General features: G+C 64.6%; 15 protein-coding genes. 7 read left to right on the top strand and 8 right to left on the bottom strand.

Features of this window, described 5'->3' with window-relative positions:
* Window positions 1–3: 3 nt before the first annotated feature.
* On the bottom strand, window positions 4–492 hold the full coding sequence (locus tag ACLV8F_RS10960; RefSeq protein ID WP_411884251.1) for a hypothetical protein: 489 nt from the start codon (window positions 490–492) through the stop codon (window positions 4–6).
* 32 nt (window positions 493–524) lie between these two features.
* Window positions 525–2,687 (bottom strand): methylmalonyl-CoA mutase, encoded by a 2,163-nt coding sequence (gene scpA / locus ACLV8F_RS10955; protein WP_411884250.1) that lies wholly within the window; start codon window positions 2,685–2,687, stop codon window positions 525–527.
* 198 nt (window positions 2,688–2,885) lie between these two features.
* Here scpA and ACLV8F_RS10950 point away from each other — a divergent pair, with 198 nt between their 5' ends.
* Window positions 2,886–3,521 carry a GntR family transcriptional regulator gene (locus tag ACLV8F_RS10950; protein WP_411884265.1) on the top strand — a complete coding sequence of 212 codons (636 nt, stop codon included), beginning with the start codon at window positions 2,886–2,888 and terminating at the stop codon, window positions 3,519–3,521.
* A gap of 11 nt (window positions 3,522–3,532) precedes the next feature.
* Here ACLV8F_RS10950 and ACLV8F_RS10945 read toward each other — a convergent pair whose 3' ends face one another.
* The 3 genes from ACLV8F_RS10945 to ACLV8F_RS10935 all read right to left on the bottom strand — a co-directional run bounded on the left by ACLV8F_RS10945 (window position 3,533) and on the right by ACLV8F_RS10935 (window position 6,032).
* Window positions 3,533–4,435, bottom strand: coding sequence for a DMT family transporter (locus ACLV8F_RS10945; protein ID WP_411884249.1), 903 nt, complete (start codon window positions 4,433–4,435; stop codon window positions 3,533–3,535).
* Complete coding sequence (dusA, locus tag ACLV8F_RS10940; protein ID WP_411884248.1) at window positions 4,428–5,474, bottom strand: tRNA dihydrouridine(20/20a) synthase DusA; 1,047 nt, start codon at window positions 5,472–5,474, stop codon at window positions 4,428–4,430. Before dusA ends, ACLV8F_RS10945 begins: the two co-directional genes overlap by 8 nt.
* A gap of 72 nt (window positions 5,475–5,546) precedes the next feature.
* Window positions 5,547–6,032, bottom strand: coding sequence for a hemerythrin domain-containing protein (locus ACLV8F_RS10935; protein WP_411884247.1), 486 nt, complete (start codon window positions 6,030–6,032; stop codon window positions 5,547–5,549).
* 254 nt (window positions 6,033–6,286) lie between these two features.
* Between ACLV8F_RS10935 and ACLV8F_RS10930 the strand changes: the two genes are divergently transcribed.
* The 5 genes from ACLV8F_RS10930 to ACLV8F_RS10910 all read left to right on the top strand — a co-directional run bounded on the left by ACLV8F_RS10930 (window position 6,287) and on the right by ACLV8F_RS10910 (window position 10,800).
* Complete coding sequence (locus tag ACLV8F_RS10930) at window positions 6,287–8,113, top strand: M14 family zinc carboxypeptidase (protein WP_411884246.1); 1,827 nt, start codon at window positions 6,287–6,289, stop codon at window positions 8,111–8,113.
* A 260-nt stretch (window positions 8,114–8,373) separates the two neighbouring features.
* Window positions 8,374–8,769, top strand: a complete 396-nt coding sequence (locus ACLV8F_RS10925; protein ID WP_411884245.1) for an RNA-binding protein — start codon at window positions 8,374–8,376, stop codon at window positions 8,767–8,769.
* Between the two features lie 88 nt (window positions 8,770–8,857).
* Window positions 8,858–9,379, top strand: a complete 522-nt coding sequence (locus ACLV8F_RS10920) for a cupin domain-containing protein (protein WP_411884244.1) — start codon at window positions 8,858–8,860, stop codon at window positions 9,377–9,379.
* A 35-nt stretch (window positions 9,380–9,414) separates the two neighbouring features.
* Window positions 9,415–10,134: a glutathione binding-like protein gene (locus ACLV8F_RS10915; protein ID WP_411884243.1), complete on the top strand. Its 720-nt coding sequence runs from the start codon at window positions 9,415–9,417 to the stop codon at window positions 10,132–10,134.
* A gap of 45 nt (window positions 10,135–10,179) precedes the next feature.
* Window positions 10,180–10,800, top strand: a complete 621-nt coding sequence (locus tag ACLV8F_RS10910; RefSeq protein WP_411884242.1) for a 2-hydroxychromene-2-carboxylate isomerase — start codon at window positions 10,180–10,182, stop codon at window positions 10,798–10,800.
* Here the strand turns inward: ACLV8F_RS10910 and ybaL are convergent.
* Complete coding sequence (gene ybaL, locus ACLV8F_RS10905; RefSeq protein WP_411884241.1) at window positions 10,797–12,509, bottom strand: YbaL family putative K(+) efflux transporter; 1,713 nt, start codon at window positions 12,507–12,509, stop codon at window positions 10,797–10,799. The genes ACLV8F_RS10910 and ybaL overlap by 4 nt on opposite strands.
* Window positions 12,510–12,743: 234 nt before the next feature.
* On the opposite strand from ybaL, the gene ACLV8F_RS10900 reads away from it, so the two are divergent.
* Entirely contained in the window at window positions 12,744–13,586 is an 843-nt protein-coding gene (locus ACLV8F_RS10900; RefSeq protein WP_411884240.1) for a hypothetical protein, read from the top strand.
* A 72-nt stretch (window positions 13,587–13,658) separates the two neighbouring features.
* On the opposite strand, the gene phbB is transcribed toward ACLV8F_RS10900, so the two are convergent.
* Window positions 13,659–14,396: an acetoacetyl-CoA reductase gene (phbB, locus tag ACLV8F_RS10895; protein WP_411884239.1), complete on the bottom strand. Its 738-nt coding sequence runs from the start codon at window positions 14,394–14,396 to the stop codon at window positions 13,659–13,661.
* 135 nt (window positions 14,397–14,531) lie between these two features.
* Window positions 14,532–15,710 (bottom strand): acetyl-CoA C-acetyltransferase, encoded by a 1,179-nt coding sequence (locus tag ACLV8F_RS10890; protein ID WP_411884238.1) that lies wholly within the window; start codon window positions 15,708–15,710, stop codon window positions 14,532–14,534.
* Window positions 15,711–15,742 lie beyond the last annotated feature (32 nt).

Genomic DNA, 15,742 nt, shown 5'->3' with positions numbered 1-15,742 from the left:
GCTTTACCGGCAGGCCTGGCAGTCAACATCAACACTGGTGACCCGCCCATTTCTGTGCTCCAGCAGCAGACCGGCACATTCCCCCAGCAGTTTTATCGGGGAGGGCATTGCGGAACTGATCGTCACTCCGAATTTCCAGCTCGCGGATGAAAGCGTCTCGCCAATTTGAACCTGCCTGAAAAAATGCCAATGGGGTTCATTCACCTTGAAGGTCAGAACGCTGATGTCCTGCGACTTCTTCGTTACCAGCAACCTGGCGTTCAACCCCGAAAAATCGAGCGTCCTTATCTCGCAGGAATTTTCTGGTTCGCAATACTCCCCAGCAGGCTCGACAGTTTGACTTTTCACCTTGCCCAAAGCGACAGCCTCGCTCAATCTTTTAGGAAATGAGGACTGTAATTCGCTACAAATCAATGCTGGATCGGCTTTGCTTGTCCTGATCCACTCTTCCGGCGGGTTTGCATATGCATTGAGCGCACCGGCAAGCAGCATGATCGAACTGAGCCTCAGAAACACACCAAAAATCACTTCAACGCAGCCCGAATCTGTTCCAGCACATCCTTCGCACTCGCCGGAATCGGCGTGCCCGGGCCGTAAATGCCCTTCACGCCGGCTTCGTACAACATCTCGTAGTCCTGCCGCGGAATCACGCCACCGACAAACACAATGATGTCGTCGGCGCCCTGCTTCTTGAGTTCGGCGATGATGGCCGGCACCAGCGTCTTGTGGCCTGCCGCCAGCGTGGAGACTCCCACCGCATGCACGTCGTTTTCAATCGCCTGGCGCGCGCACTCTTCAGGCGTCTGGAACAGCGGGCCCATGTCCACGTCGAAGCCCAGGTCGGCGAAGGCCGTGGCCACCACCTTGGCGCCGCGGTCGTGGCCGTCCTGGCCCAGCTTGGAGATCATCACGCGCGGGCGGCGGCCCTGCTCTTCGGCGAAGGCATTGATTTCGGACTTGAGGGTTTCCCAGCCTTCGGCCGAGTCATAAGCGGCAGCGTACACACCGGTCACCTTTTGTGTATCGGCGCGGTGGCGCCCGTAGATTTTCTCGAGCGCATCGCTGACCTCGCCCACCGTGGCGCGCAGGCGCACGGCCTTGATGCTGAGGTCCAGCAGGTTGCCGCTGTTGTTTTCGGCGGCCGCCGTCAAGGCGTCCAGCGCGGCCTGCACCGCGGCGTTGTCGCGTTTGGCCTTGATGGCCTTGAGCCGGGTGATCTGCCCGTCGCGCACGGCCACGTTGTCGATGTCGCGCGATTCAATCGCATCTTCGGTCTTGAGCTTGTATTTGTTGACGCCGACGATGACGTCCTTGCCGCTGTCGATGCGTGCCTGCTTTTCGGCCGCGGCGGCTTCGATCTTGAGTTTGGCCCAGCCGCTGTCGACGGCCTTGGTCATGCCGCCCATGGCTTCGACTTCCTCGATGATGGCCCAGGCGGCGTCGGCCATGTCCTGGGTGAGCTTTTCCATCATGTAGCTGCCGGCCCAGGGGTCTATCACATGGGGAATGTGGGTTTCTTCCTGGATGATGAGCTGGGTGTTGCGGGCGATGCGCGCGCTGAATTCGGTGGGCAGGGCAATCGCCTCGTCAAACGAATTGGTGTGCAGGCTTTGCGTGCCGCCGAAGACCGCGGCCATGGCCTCTATGGTGGTGCGCACCACGTTGTTGTAGGGGTCCTGCTCAGTCAGGCTCCAGCCGCTGGTCTGGCAGTGCGTGCGCAGCATCAGGCTCTTGGGGCTCTTGGCATTGAAGCCCTTCATGATGCGGCACCACAGCAGGCGGGCGGCGCGCATCTTGGCGACTTCGAGGTAGAAGTTCATGCCTATGGCCCAGAAGAAACTCAGGCGCCCGGCGAACTCGTCCACGTCCAGGCCCTTGCCCAGCGCAGTCTTCACGTACTCTTTCCCGTCGGCCAACGTGAAGGCCAGCTCCAGCGCCTGGTTGGCGCCGGCTTCCTGCATGTGATACCCAGAGATCGAGATCGAATTGAACTTGGGCATGTTCTGCGCCGTGTATTCAATGATGTCGCCAATGATGCGTATGCTGGGCTGGGGCGGGAAGATATAGGTGTTGCGGACCATGAACTCCTTGAGGATGTCGTTCTGGATGGTTCCGCTCAATTTGTCCTGGGCGACGCCCTGCTCTTCGGCCGCCACCACATAGCCTGCCAGCACCGGCAGCACCGCGCCGTTCATGGTCATGGAGACGCTGACCTTGTCCAGCGGGATCTGGTCGAACAGGATTTTCATGTCCTCGACCGAGTCAATCGCCACGCCAGCCTTGCCCACGTCGCCGGTCACGCGCGGATGGTCGCTGTCGTAGCCGCGGTGCGTGGCCAGGTCAAACGCCACCGACACGCCCTGCCCGCCGGCGGCCAGCGCCTTGCGGTAGAAGGCATTCGATTCTTCGGCCGTGGAAAAACCGGCGTACTGGCGGATGGTCCACGGGCGCACCGCATACATGGTGGCTTGGGGGCCGCGGATGAAAGGCTCAAATCCCGGCAACGTGTTGGTATAGGCCAGGTCCTTGGTGTCTTCGGCGGTGTAGAGCGGCTTGACGCTGATGCCGTCCGGGGTCTGCCAGTTCAGCGCACCCACATCGCCGCCGGGCGCCGATTTGGCTGCCGCTTTGGCCCAGGCTTCCAGGCTGGCGGCGGGAAATTCAGGTTCAGGAGGGCGCTTGGACATGGGATGTTTACCGTAACAGGATCTGCCCGGGCTGGCGATACGCGCCGGCACCCTGGTAGATGGAATTCATGATCCGGCCAAGTTTACATCATTTATAATTATTGATACAAAATTCAGTTTCGAGTAAGATCCCCTTCAGCGCTGACAGGCAGCAGCGCCATTTGACGTTTTGCCCATTCCAAAAACACCCCTATGTCCATGGCCGCCGTGTCCCTGACCCCCCGAGCGCTTTATGAAGAAGTCGCCGAGCTTTTGCGCCAGCGCATTTTCAGCCGCGAACTGACGCCGGGCAGCTGGATAGACGAACTCAAGCTCGCCGAGGAATACGGCATCAGCCGCACGCCCCTGCGCGAAGCCCTGAAAGTGCTGGCCACCGAAGGCCTGGTCACGATGAAGGTGCGGCGCGGCGCTTACGTGACCGAGGTGTCGGAGCGCGACCTGGCGGACGTGTACCACCTGCTGGCGTTGCTCGAGAGCGATGCGGCCGGCGTGGTGGCCGCGCAGGCGACGCCGCAGCAACTCAAGGAACTGCAAAACCTGCACGATGAACTTGAAAAAGCCGCGGGCAGCCGCGAACGCTTCTTTGAGATCAACGAGGCCTTTCACATGCGACTGCTGGAAATCGCCAACAACCGCTGGCGCGACCAGATGGTGGCCGACCTGCGCAAGGTGATGAAACTGAACCGCCACAACTCTCTGCTCAAAAGCGGCCGCATCGAAGAATCCTTGGCCGAGCACCGCGCCATCATGCAGGCGCTGGCCGCGCGCGATGCCGACGCCACCGCGCAGCGCATGCGCGAGCATTTCATGAACGGGCTGGAAGCGGCGGCCTGACGGTTACGGGCTTAGGGGCGCCTGCCCGTCACCAGGAATACACCGGGAAGGATCAGCAAGGCGCCGACCGCGTGGTGCAAGCCCAGCGGCTCGCCCAGCACACCCCAGGCGGCCAGCCCCGCATAGAGCGGCCCCAGGTAAAGCGACACCGCGACGCGGCTGGCCCCGAGGATTTTTTGCGCCCAGCCGTAAATCCAGTAGGCGCCCAGCCCCGGCACAATCGCCGCCACCACGATCAGCAGCAAGCCGTAGCCGCTCAGCGGCAAGGCATCGGCTTGCGACATTTCCCATACGGTCAGAGGCATCAACACCAGCGTGCCGCCAATACAGATGGCCGCCAGCCGGGCCGTGGCGCCCAGCGGGCTAGGCCACTGCTTTTGCAGCAAGGCATAGGCCGCCCAGGACACGGTGGCCGCCACGATCCACAAATCGCCCGCCGAAAACTGCACGCCGGCCAGCGCCGTCCACTGGCCTTTGACCACCACGTGCACTACACCGGCAATCGCCAGCGCCACGCCCAGCCCCTGGCGCGGGCCAAAGCGCTCGCCGAGCCAGATCACCGCGCCCAGGCCTATCAACACCGGCGATGCGGCGTAAATCAGCGCGATGTTCATCGCCCCCGTGGAGCGCGCGCCCTGGTAAACCCAGGCGCCGCAGATCACCATGCCCAAGGTGCCCAACACCAGGTACTGCCACCAGACCTTGGCGATGTCGGCGCGCTGGCGCCACAGCTCGGAGCGCGTCAGCACCAGCAGGAACAGGGCCGCCAGGCCCCAGCGCCCAAAGGCCAGCATATAAGGGCCGATCACGCCAGGCGCCTTGCGCGCCACGATGTAGTTGACCGTCCAGAGCGCCGGCACCAGCCACAGCAGGGCCAGCGCCTGGCGCGCCTGCTTCTGCGCGGAATCAGGCATCGGCCGTTGCGGGAGAGTCGGCAAGCGCAGATGAAGAGGCCGGCATTTCATGCGCCAGCGCCATCACCGCATGCGGCGCCATGTCGCGCAGGCGGTGGTCACTCCAGACCTGGCGCCAGCGCCGCGCACCGGGCAGTCCGTTGCGCAAGCCCAGCATGTGGCGCGCGATGGCGCTTTTGGGTGTGCCGTGCTCGGCGGCTTCGCGCACCATGTAGTCGCACATCTGCGCCTCCACCGCTTCACGGGTCAGCGGGGTTTCGGCCTCCGCAGCGCCGAAGAAGGCGCTGTCCCACGAGGCCAGCCACCAGGGGTTGTGATAAGCCTCGCGGCCAATCATCACGCCGTCCAGCGCGGCCAGGTGCCCGGCCACTTCTTCCTGCGTGTTGATGCCGCCGTTGATACAGATCACCAGCTGCGGGAATTCCTTCTTGAGGCGATGCACAAGCTCATAACGCAGCGGCGGCACCTCGCGGTTTTCCTTGGGGGAAAGGCCCTTGAGCCAGGCATTGCGGGCATGCACGATAAACACCTTGCAGCCGGCCTCGCTGACCGTGCCGACGAAGTCGCGCACAAACTCATAACTCTCGCCCTTGTCGATGCCGATGCGGTGCTTGACTGTGACCGGCACGTCCACCACGTCGACCATGGCCTTGACGCAGCCGGCCACCAGTTGCGGCTCGGCCATCAGGCAGGCGCCAAAGGCCCCACGTTGCACGCGCTCGCTGGGGCAGCCGCAATTGAGGTTGATCTCGTCGTAGCCCCATTGCTCGCCGAGTTGCGCGCAACGCGCCAGGTCAGCCGGTTCGCTGCCGCCAAGCTGCAGTGCCACCGGGTGTTCTTCGGCGTTGAAACGCAGGTGGCGCGCGACGTCGCCGTGGATCAGCGCGCCCGTCGTCACCATCTCGGTGTACAGCAAGGCATGGCGCGACAGCAGGCGGTGAAAGTGGCGGCAATGCCTGTCGGTCCAGTCCATCATGGGGGCGACGCTGAGGCGCCAGGGATGGCCGGACGGAATGACAGGGGAAAACGGGACAGACATGCCCCATTTTCCCAGAAAGGGCGGCGCCGGCGGTGACGCGGGGTCTTGCCGCCTGGCGCCGCGCGGGTGCGCTCAGACCTCGGCGGTCTTGTACTCTTCCATCAGTTCCATTTTTCGCTGGCTCAGTTCGTCGGCCAGGGCCACCAGGTCCAGCTCGGACTTGCGGGCTTTGGGGAACATTTCCTCGCGCTCTTCCTTGACGTGGTGGTCGATGTATTCGCCCAGCACCGTCACGCGGGCGTCATACAGGTCGTCTTCGGGGTCCATGCCGGAAATCTGCGCGATCAGGTCTTTGGCCGTGCCGTGCTCCACCTCGGCTTCGTCCAGCAGCGGGTCGTCGTTGATGGCTTCGCGAACCTGGGGGTAGAAGATTTCTTCTTCAATCTGCGCGTGCACCGTCAGTTCCTGGCATATCTTCTCGGCGATTTCGCGCTTGTCTTCGGCGGGCGCATTGTTGTCGCACAGCTTTTTGTAGGCTGTGAAAAGCTTTTTGACCGCAATGTGGTCGGCATCGAGCAGGTCAACGGCGTCGTGTTTTTTGGCGGGTGCTTTGCTCATGGGGTTCCTCTTTGGGGTTGGTCATCGGTTTGTGGGGCTCTGTCAACAAGCGGTGGCTGAAACCCGACCGCTGGCTTCAATTTAGATTCGGCCCGGCGGCTGCGGTGTGGGACGTGCCGGGGGTGTCATGTAGGAATGCGCGAAGCGGCCTATTTGCGCCCTTGCGTCGGTAAAAGCAGACATACCGCGAGCCGGCAAGGCGGTAACATGGCAACTCATCCATAGCACCAGGCCATGCTCGAGGCGCAGAACCCATGACGACCACCATGCCGCGAACCCCCACAACCCCGCCCAACGCCGCGCGCCTGTATCGCGCGCGGCCGCTTGCCTTGCTGGCGCCGCTGGCCTTGCTGGCCGCCTGCGGCACCTCCGTTCCCTTGCCGCCGTGGACGCCGCCCGCCACGGTGACGCCCGCACCCACCGTGCAACGCCCCTCCACACCGGTGGCTCCGCCAACCACCGTGCAGGTGACGCCCGTGCCTCCGGCCGCCCTGCCGTCCTCACCGTCCTCGCCCGCAGCGCAGGCTGAACAAACCGCGCCTTACAGCGCCGCCGTCGCGGCCCGCTTCCCCGCGCCCTCCGTGGTGTACAACACCCCGGGCCTGCAAGCGGGCCGCACCAGCTTCACCACCCAGGCCGAGATCCAGGCCTGGCTGCGCGAGCAGGCCGCGGCCGCTTCGCGCACGCCTGGCGTGCGGGCCAGCGTGCTGCCCTTCGGCCGTTCGCAGCGCGGCGAAACGCTGGAGGCGCTGGTGCTGACGCGCGCCGGCGGCACCGATGCGGCCGTGCTGCAGTCGGCCGGCAAGCCCAGCGTGCTGCTGGTCGGCCAGCAGCATGGCGACGAGCCCGCCGGCAGCGAAGCACTGCTGGTAATCGCGCGCGAACTCGCGCAGGGTCTGCTGCAGCCGGTGCTCGAACGCATCAACGTGGTGATCGTTCCACGCGGCAATCCCGACGGCGCCGCCAGCGACCAGCGCGCCACCACCGGCGGGCTGGACATGAACCGCGACCACCTGCTGCTCAACACACCCGAAGCCCAGGCACTGGCCCGGCTGGCGCGCGACTACAACCCGACCGTGGTGGTCGACGCCCATGAATACACCGTGGTCGGCCGCTACCTGCAGAAATTCGGCACGGTGCAGAAGTACGACGCGCTGTTCCAGTACGCCACCACCGCCAACCTGCCTGAGTTCCTGACCAAGGCCGCCGAAGAGTGGTACCGACGCCCGCTGCTGGCCGCGCTCAAGGGGCAGAACCTCAGCAGCGAGTGGTACTACACCACCTCCAGCGACCTGGCCGACAAAAAAGTCTCCATGGGCGGCACGCAGCCGGACACCGGCCGCAACGTGAACGGCCTGAAAAACGCCGTCAGCCTGCTGATTGAAACGCGCGGCGTCGGCATAGGCCGGCTGCACATCCAGCGACGCGTGCATACCCAGGTCACGGCCATCACCAGCGTGCTGGCCAGCACAGCCCAGCGCGCCAACGAACTGCACCAGCTGCGCCCCTACCTCGACAAGGAAGTCAGCGCTCAGGCCTGCAAGGAACAAGCCGTCATCGAAGCCGGCCCCACCGGCGCCCAGTACGACCTGGTGATGCTGGACCCGGCCACCGGCGCGGACAAAACCATCAGCGTGGACTGGGATTCCGCGCTCGCGCTGCGCACCCTGAAGGCGCGGGCCCGCCCTTGCGGCTATTGGCTGTCGGCGGCTTCCACCACGGCCGTCGACCGGTTGCGCCTGCACGGCGTGCAGGTGCTGCGTGTGGCCGAGCAGGGCTCCATGCTGGGCGACAGCTACCGCGAAACCGCCAGCACCTCAGGCGAGCGCCAGGACGTGCGCGGCGCGATCGCCGACGGCAACGCCATCATCAAGGTGCAGGTCAGCCTGGCGCGCGGCGTGGTCGACGTGCCGCGCGGCAGCTACTACGTGCCCCTCAACCAGCCCATGGCCAATCTCGTGATCGCGGCGCTGGAACCCGACACCCAGAGCAGCTTCTTCGCCAACCAGATCGTGCGCGGCTTGCAAAGCACAGTGCGTGTGATGGCCGAGCCCAGCGTGAAGCTTGAAGAGCTGAACTAGCGACCGCCCCCTCCGGCAGAGCCAACGAGAAGCGCTGGACATTCTTCACTAGCAGGGGCCGCGGGACTGGCTTTGCCAGACCGCAGGCGCAGCGGCCCCCTCGGGGGGGGCAGCGCATTACACGAAGTGAAAAGCGTGGAGGCCACATCCAGCTTGACGATGGCGTCTGACAGGAAGAGGATGTGATGGCTGACCGGAAAATTACAATTTCCGCGCCTTAATGATTCGTTGAAGCAACGCAATTCATGAAAGGACTCGCCATGAAGCACTTTGAACTGACAAAAAAAATGATCAGTATGGGCGGTGTGTTTTACCCCACCGGCTATGCCTTCATCATGTTCCCCGACGCCGAGGATGCGAAACAGGTGGCCCAGGAACTGGAAGTGGCCAGCGACGGCGTGATGCTGTTGACGCCGGAAGACATCCTCGCGGACCTGAGCCAAGCGGACGGCCACTCGGACGTGCGCCTTCCGCGCGTCGGCACCGAAGGCGCCACCGTCCACAAATACGTGGACCTCGCCCGCGAAGGCCACCATGCGCTGATGATTCCCGTGCCCAACAAGGATGCCACGGAGCGCATCATGACGGTAGTGCGCAGGGTGCCGTTTTCATATGCGCAGAAGTACCACAGCCTGGCCATCGAAGACCTGGAATAAAGCACTGGATTAGCGCCTGTCCCGCAGGGGTCAAAGGGCAATCGCCGGCGATTGAAAACCGCCCTGGCTTTGAGGCACACTGCGCCTCATGCCCAGCCAACCCGCACCCCTCACTACACCCCGCGCCCGGCAGCTGATTGAACAGCTGCAACTCCAGCCGCACCCCGAAGGCGGCTGGTACCGCGAGGTCTTCCGCTCCCAGGGCCAGGTCACGCCACAGGACGGACGGCCCGCGCGTAGCGCACTGACTTCCATCTACTTTTTGCTCGAAGCCGCGCAGCAGTCGCGCTGGCACCGCGTGCTCTCCGACGAGGTCTGGGTGCACCTCGAAGGCACTCCGCTGGACCTCTGGACCTGGGACGCGGCGGACAGCCGCCTGCACAACGCGGCGCTCGGCCCCGTCAGCGCGGCTACCCTTCCCCAGCATGTCGTCGAAGCTGGCCTCTGGCAAGCAGCCAGGCCGCAGGCAAACAACGCTGCGGGTTACACACTCGTCGCCTGCATGGTTGGGCCGGGATTTGATTTTTCCGACTTCCGCATGATGGAGCCGGGCGGCAGCGAAGCCCGCAAGGTCGCCGCCGACCATCCGCATCTGGCATCGTTGATCTAGACGCCCAACACGTTTCAAGAACCCCGAGGATTCCCATGATCGACCTGCACTACTGGCCTACCCCCAACGGATGGAAGATCTCCATCATGCTCGAGGAATGCGGGCTGCCCTACCGGCTGGTCCCGGTCAACATCGGCAAGGGCGAGCAGTTCGCGCCGGACTTCCTGGCCATCAGCCCCAACAACCGCATGCCGGCCATCGTCGATCACGCGCCCGCCGGCGGCGGTGCACCCGTGGCGGTGTTTGAAAGCGGCGCCATCCTGCTCTACCTGGCCGAAAAGACCGGCCGCTTCCTGCCCACAGCATTGCGCGAGCGCTACCAGGCGATGCAGTGGCTGATGTGGCAGATGGGCGGGCTGGGCCCCATGGCGGGCCAGAACGGCCACTTCCTTTTGTATGCGCCCGAGAAGATTCCCTATGCCGTCGAACGCTATGGCAAAGAGGTGGACCGGCTTTACGGCGTGCTCGACGCGCAGCTGGCGCGAACCGGCGCGTACGTGGCCGGCGCCGACTACTCCGTCGCCGACATAGCCATCTTCCCCTGGGTGCGCACGCACAGGGCCCAGCAGGTGGACCTGCAAAAATTCCCGCAGGTGCAGCGCTGGTACGACGCCCTGTTCGGACGCCCTGCCGTCAAGCGCGGCTTGGACCTGGGCAAGGAGTTGCGCGCACCGGCACTGACCGAAGAGGCGCGCAAGGCGCTGTTCGGGCAGACGGCGCAAAGCGTGCGTGAGGGCGCGCACAAGGCTTCCTGATTTTTTTCCTGATTAACGCCTGATTTCAAAACAAAGAGACAGACCATGATTGAATTTTTCTTCGACTGCTCCAGCCCCTGGACCTACATCGCCTTTCGCAACATCCAGCCGCTGGCGGCCGAACTGCGGGAGACCATAGACTGGAAGCCCGTGCTGGTGGGCGGCATCTTCAACAGCGTCAACAAAGGCATTTACGCGGCGCGCGAAGACATGGACACGCCCAAGAACCGCTACACGCTCAAGGACGTGCAGGACAACGCGCGCGAAGCGGGCCTGAAGATTGCCTTCCCGCCCAAGGTGTTCCCCGTCAACAGCGTCAAGGCCATGCGCGGCTGCCTGTGGATCGCGCAGGATGCCGCTGCCAAGCCGCATTACCTCGCATTTATTGAAGCCACCTTCGCGGCCTACTTCACGCGCGAAGAAGACATCTCGCAGGACGAGGTGCTGGCCGCGATCTGCCGACAGGTGGGCATAGACGCCGACGCGTTCCTGGCGGGCATCGCCAGGCCCGACGTGAAGGAGCAACTCAAGGCCAACACCGACGAGGCGATACGCCGCGGCGCCTTTGGCTCACCCACCTTCTTTGTGGGCGAGGACATGTATTTCGGCAACGACAGGCTGGCGCTGCTGCGCTCGGCCGTGCTGCGGGCCAAGGCCAAAAACTAGTGAGCTGAACCCGACGAGCCGGCCGCCACCCCGGAGCGCTCCAGCACATGGCGCGTCATGGACATCGCCAGTTCGTGCTCGCCCAGGAAAACCTTGCCGGCCTTCTCGGTGTCGAGCAGCCGTGCTTCAGCCTCGTTGTGCGTGCGCACCACGGTTTCAATCGCCGGGTTCAGAGCGCGCGCCGTGGCCACCATCTGCCGCACGTCCAGCGTGTCGGGCGTGGCGATCACCAGCATGCGCGCCTGCGCGATGTGCGCCTGGATCAGCACTTCGGCCTCCACCGCATCGCCGGACACGGCGGCCATGCCCTGCTCCCGCAGCCGCTCCACCGCCTCGCGGTTCTGTTCGGCCACCACAAAAGGAATGTGGTTGGCCTTGAGCGCGTCGGCAATGCGCCGCCCCACCCGTCCGTAACCCACCAGCACCACGTGGTTGGCCAGGTATTTTTCGTCCGTGGTGGCCGGCAGTTCGGCCGTCGGGTCGTCGCGCGCTTCGAGCTTGCGCGCCAGCGGCGACTTGGCCAGTATCCATTTGTGCAAGGGCGCAACCGCCTTGAACACCAGCTCGTTGAGCGCGATGGAGATCAGCGCGCCGGCCAGCACCAGGCTTTGGCCCTCGGGCGGCAACAAACCCAGCGAGGCGCCCAAGCCGACCAGGATGAAGGAGAACTCGCCGATCTGCGCAAGGCTCGCCGAGACCGTGAGCGCGGTGTTCAGCGGGTAGCGGAAGGCCATCACCAGCACGCCGGCCGCCAGCGTCTTGCCCACGATGATGATGCCCACCACCGCCAGCACCTGCAGCGGACGCTCCAGCAGCACCCAGGGGTCGAACAGCATGCCCACCGACACGAAGAACAACACGGCGAAAGCGTCGCGCAGCGGCAGCGACTCTTCGGCCGCGCGGTGGCTGAACTCTGATTCGCGCATCACCATGCCGGCGAAGAAGGCGCCCAGCGCGAAGGACACGCCGAACAGCGCCGTGGCGCCGAAGGCGATGCTGACGGCGGCAGCCACCACGCACAGCGTGAACAGCTCGCGCGAACCGGTGCGCTGCACTTGCCACAGCACCCAGGGGAAGAAGCGGCGCCCCACCACCAGCATCAGCGCCACAAAACCACCCACCTGGAGCAGCGTGATCCCCAGCGTTTTCCACAGCGCGTTGACGTCGGCATCGACCTTGCCAGACAGCCAGCCGCCCAGCGGCGGCAAGAGCACCAGCACCAGCACCATGGCCAGGTCTTCAACAACCAGCCAGCCCACGGCGATGCGCCCGTTGACGGAATCGAGGATGCCGCGGCTTTCAAGCGCCCTCAGCAACACCACGGTGCTGGCCACCGACAGCGACAGGCCGAACACCAGCGCGCCGCCCAGGTTCCAGCCCCACCAGTGCGCGAGACCCATGCCCAGCGCAGTCGCGACCGTCATCTGCACGACGGCGCCGGGCACGGCGATCTTGCGCACCGCGAGCAGGTCGTCGAGCGAAAAATGCAGGCCCACGCCGAACATCAGCAGCATCACGCCGATTTCGGCAAGCTGGCTGGCGATCTCCGCGTCGGCCACAAAACCGGGCGTGAACGGCCCGATGACCACACCCGCCAGCAGGTAACCGACCAGTGCGGGCAAGCGCAGCCGCACGGCGAGAAAACCAAAGATGAGGGCCAGGCCCAGGCCGGCGGCGATGGTGCTGATCAGTGAGACGCTATGGGGCATGCGAGAGGGATTCCTTTTGGAAATGGATTAAGGAAGGCCTGCGACGCAGCCCGGCAGGCGGGCTGTCCCCGTAGAACACGTGGCTTGAATTTACTACAGATGCCCGAGCGCCCCGCGGGCAAATCCCCACGCGCCGGCAGTATTTGCCGCGACGCGCCACCGGCCGTCCGGTGAATCCTGCCATTGAGGGTAAAACCAGGGGCCCGGCCGCAAGGCCCTGCCTACAATCGCGCCATGCTCAAGCCCATGCCTGCCATCAACCGCAACAGGCTGATCGGCTACTGGTGGGCGCCGGTGACGCTGATCGCCCTGGGTCTGGCGGTGGCCGCCTACCTGCATCCCTACCAGCCGCTGGAGCTCTCGGACCTTTCGCCTCAGGCCGTCGCCGGCGCGGCATCGCTGGACGCATCCTTCGGCAAGCCCGTCACACGCTCGTTCAAGTACGCCACCCGGCGCAGCTATTCCTCTTCGGCCGGCCTGCTGGAAGTGGAGATCCGCGTCAGCCTGCAACCCATGGGCAAGGGCCTGGTGCTGCGCCAGGACGACTGGTACGACCTGGGCGGCCGCAACGTGGTCTACCAGGAGCGCTACGTTCTCTTTCGCAACCTGTTTTCGGTGCACACGCGTAGCCGCGAAGTCGCGCCGCTGGTGCACGACCTGATGGGCCGGGTCGGCTGGTACAACGACTCCGCCGAATCCCTGAGCAGCACGCTGGAAGGAGGGACGCCCGACGCCGCCGCATGGAAGCTGGACCTCGTCATGGAGCGGCTCTCCGACACCGACGGCAAAGGCCTGACGCTGCAGACCACGCGCTACCAGCGCCGCCAGCATTGCGAACGATCCGGGCAGGTGGACGGCGCAGCGATAGGCGCCGGCTTCACCGGCTCCTACGCCAAGGTCAGTTGCACCAGCCATACCAGCGAGCAGTCGGCAGAGCGCCGGTCGGAGTACGTCTGGCTGCCGGAACACGGCATCTTCCTGTCGCTCGGGTTCCAGCAGGCGGCGGAAGCGCCGGAAAAACCCGGCACCGCACTCGATGTGAAGGGGCGCTACGTTTCCTTCGAAGCCCTGCCCTGAGTCTGAGTTCTTCCCGGGCAGGCAATAAAAAACCCGCCGAAGCGAGTTTTTCAACGAACGCCAAGGCGGCGCTCAGCCCATGTGCAGTCCGCCGTTGAGCGAGAAGTCTGCGCCCGTGGCATAACCACCTTCGTCGGAGGCGATCCACGAAATGATGGAGGCGATCTCTTCCGGTTGGCCCAGGCGCTTGGCCGGCACGCCCGCCACGATTTTCTCCAGCACGTCGGGACGAATGGCTTTGACCATGTCGGTGCCGATGTAGCCGGGGCTCACCGTGTTGACCGTCACGCCCTTGGCCGCGACCTCTTGCGCCAGCGCCATGGTGAAGCCGTGCAGGCCGGCCTTGGCGGTGGAGTAGTTCACCTGGCCGAACTGGCCCTTCTGGCCGTTGACGGAAGAGATGTTGACGATGCGCCCGAAGCCCGCCTCGATCATGCCTTCGATGACCTGCTTGGTCACGTTGAACATGCTGTTGAGGTTGGTGGAAATCACCGCGTCCCAGTCAGCCTTGCTCATCTTGCGGAACTGGCCGTCGCGTGTGATGCCGGCATTGTTGACCAGCACGGCAACGGGGCCGTGCTCGGACTTGACCTTGTCGAAAGCCGCGACGGTGGAGTCCCAGTCGCCGACGTTGCCGACCGAGGCGTAAAAGGTATGGCCCAGCGCCTTCTGCTCATCGAGCCACTTGGTGTAGTCGCGCGTCGGGCCGCAGCCCGCCACCACGAGGAAGCCGTCTTTCGCCAGGCGCTGGCAGATGGCGGTTCCAATGCCGCCCATGCCACCCGTGACGTACGCTACTTTTTTTGCCATTGCGATCTCCTTGATTGGTTTTGTGAATTATCTGAATGCCGTTTGACTTTGAACAGTTCCAAACCGGGCCCGTGCTATGAATCCTATAGCCTCATATGCATGATTTGTGCCGGTTACAGCATTGTTACTTCAAACTCAGCGTTCCAGTGTGAGGGCAACCCCCATGCCGCCGCCTATGCACAGGCTGGCGATGCCCTTCTTTGCGTCGCGGCGCGCCATCTCGTGCAGCAGCGTCACCAGGATGCGGCAGCCGGACGCACCAATCGGGTGGCCGATGGCGATGGCGCCGCCGTTGACGTTGACCTTGCTGGTGTCCCAGCCCATTTCCTTGTTGACCGCGCAGGCCTGGGCCGCGAAGGCCTCGTTGATTTCGAGCAGGTCTAGGTCCTGGGCTTTCCAGCCCGCGCGCTGCAGCGCCTTGGTCGAGGCGGGCACCGGGCCCATGCCCATGTAGGCCGGGTCCAGACCGGTGGTGGCGTAGCTGGCGATGCGCGCCAGCGGCTTGAGGCCCAGCGCGGCGGCCTTCTTGGCCGTCATCACCATCACGGCGGCGGCGCCGTCGTTCAGGCCGGAGGCATTGCCGGCCGTCACGCCGCCGGCCTTGTCGAAGGCCGGACGCAGGCCGGCGAGGCCTTCGGCGCTGGTCTTGCGGTTGATAAACTCGTCGGCGGCGAACACCACCGGGTCGCCCTTCTTCTGGGGAATGGTGATGGGGATGATTTCGTCCTTGAACTTGCCGGCGTCCTGCGCGGCCGCGGCCTTGGTCTGGCTGGCCAGGGCCAGCGCGTCCTGCGCCTCGCGGTCAATGCCGTACTTCTTGGCCACGTTCTCGGCGGTGATGCCCATGTGGTACTGGTTGTAGACGTCCCACAGGCCGTCGACGATCATGGAGTCGACCATCTTCCAGTCGCCCATGCGCTGGCCGTCGCGCGAGCCGTTGAGCACGTGCGGCGCGGCGCTCATGTTTTCCTGGCCGCCGGCGATCACGATTTCGCTGTCGCCCGTGGCCACGGCCTGGGCCGCCAGCATCACGGCCTTCAGGCCCGATCCGCAGACCGCGTTGATGGTCAGGCCCGGGATGCCGTTGGGAAAACCGGCCTTGATGACGGACTGGCGCGCCGGGTTCTGGCCGACGCCGGCCGCGAGCACCTGGCCCATGATGACTTCACCGAGCAGGTCGGCGCTCAGGCCCGAGCGCTCCAGCACGCCCTTGATGACGGCCGCGCCGAATTCGGTCGCGGGAATCTTGGCCAGCGAGCCGCCGAATTTACCCACGGCGGTGCGGCCGGCTGCAACGATAACGATGTCTTCCATGATGTGTTTCCTTGTGAAGTTTTTGAGGGAGT

It is taken from the genome of Polaromonas sp. YR568 (assembly GCF_943369675.1).
Taxonomy (GTDB): Bacteria; Pseudomonadota; Gammaproteobacteria; order Burkholderiales; family Burkholderiaceae_C; genus Polaromonas.
Note: the sequence above shows the minus strand (reverse complement) of the source record. Positions and strands in the feature narration are given on the sequence as shown.

Excerpts from the sequence above, each read along its gene's own strand:
- scpA (WP_411884250.1), bottom strand. The coding sequence starts at position 2,687 with ATGTCCAAGCGCCCTCCTGAACCTGAATTTCCCGCCGCCAGCCTGGAA.
- ACLV8F_RS10960 (WP_411884251.1), bottom strand. The coding sequence starts at position 492 with ATGCTGCTTGCCGGTGCGCTCAATGCATATGCAAACCCGCCGGAAGAG.
- ACLV8F_RS10910 (WP_411884242.1), top strand. The coding sequence starts at position 10,180 with ATGATTGAATTTTTCTTCGACTGCTCCAGCCCCTGGACCTACATCGCC.
- ACLV8F_RS10915 (WP_411884243.1), top strand. The coding sequence starts at position 9,415 with ATGATCGACCTGCACTACTGGCCTACCCCCAACGGATGGAAGATCTCC.
- ACLV8F_RS10950 (WP_411884265.1), top strand. The coding sequence starts at position 2,886 with ATGGCCGCCGTGTCCCTGACCCCCCGAGCGCTTTATGAAGAAGTCGCC.
- ACLV8F_RS10930 (WP_411884246.1), top strand. The coding sequence starts at position 6,287 with ATGACGACCACCATGCCGCGAACCCCCACAACCCCGCCCAACGCCGCG.
- phbB (WP_411884239.1), bottom strand. The coding sequence starts at position 14,396 with ATGGCAAAAAAAGTAGCGTACGTCACGGGTGGCATGGGCGGCATTGGA.
- ACLV8F_RS10935 (WP_411884247.1), bottom strand. The coding sequence starts at position 6,032 with ATGAGCAAAGCACCCGCCAAAAAACACGACGCCGTTGACCTGCTCGAT.
- ACLV8F_RS10920 (WP_411884244.1), top strand. The coding sequence starts at position 8,858 with ATGCCCAGCCAACCCGCACCCCTCACTACACCCCGCGCCCGGCAGCTG.
- ACLV8F_RS10890 (WP_411884238.1), bottom strand. The coding sequence starts at position 15,710 with ATGGAAGACATCGTTATCGTTGCAGCCGGCCGCACCGCCGTGGGTAAA.
- dusA (WP_411884248.1), bottom strand. The coding sequence starts at position 5,474 with ATGTCTGTCCCGTTTTCCCCTGTCATTCCGTCCGGCCATCCCTGGCGC.
- ybaL (WP_411884241.1), bottom strand. The coding sequence starts at position 12,509 with ATGCCCCATAGCGTCTCACTGATCAGCACCATCGCCGCCGGCCTGGGC.
- ACLV8F_RS10945 (WP_411884249.1), bottom strand. The coding sequence starts at position 4,435 with ATGCCTGATTCCGCGCAGAAGCAGGCGCGCCAGGCGCTGGCCCTGCTG.
- ACLV8F_RS10900 (WP_411884240.1), top strand. The coding sequence starts at position 12,744 with ATGCTCAAGCCCATGCCTGCCATCAACCGCAACAGGCTGATCGGCTAC.
- ACLV8F_RS10925 (WP_411884245.1), top strand. The coding sequence starts at position 8,374 with ATGAAGCACTTTGAACTGACAAAAAAAATGATCAGTATGGGCGGTGTG.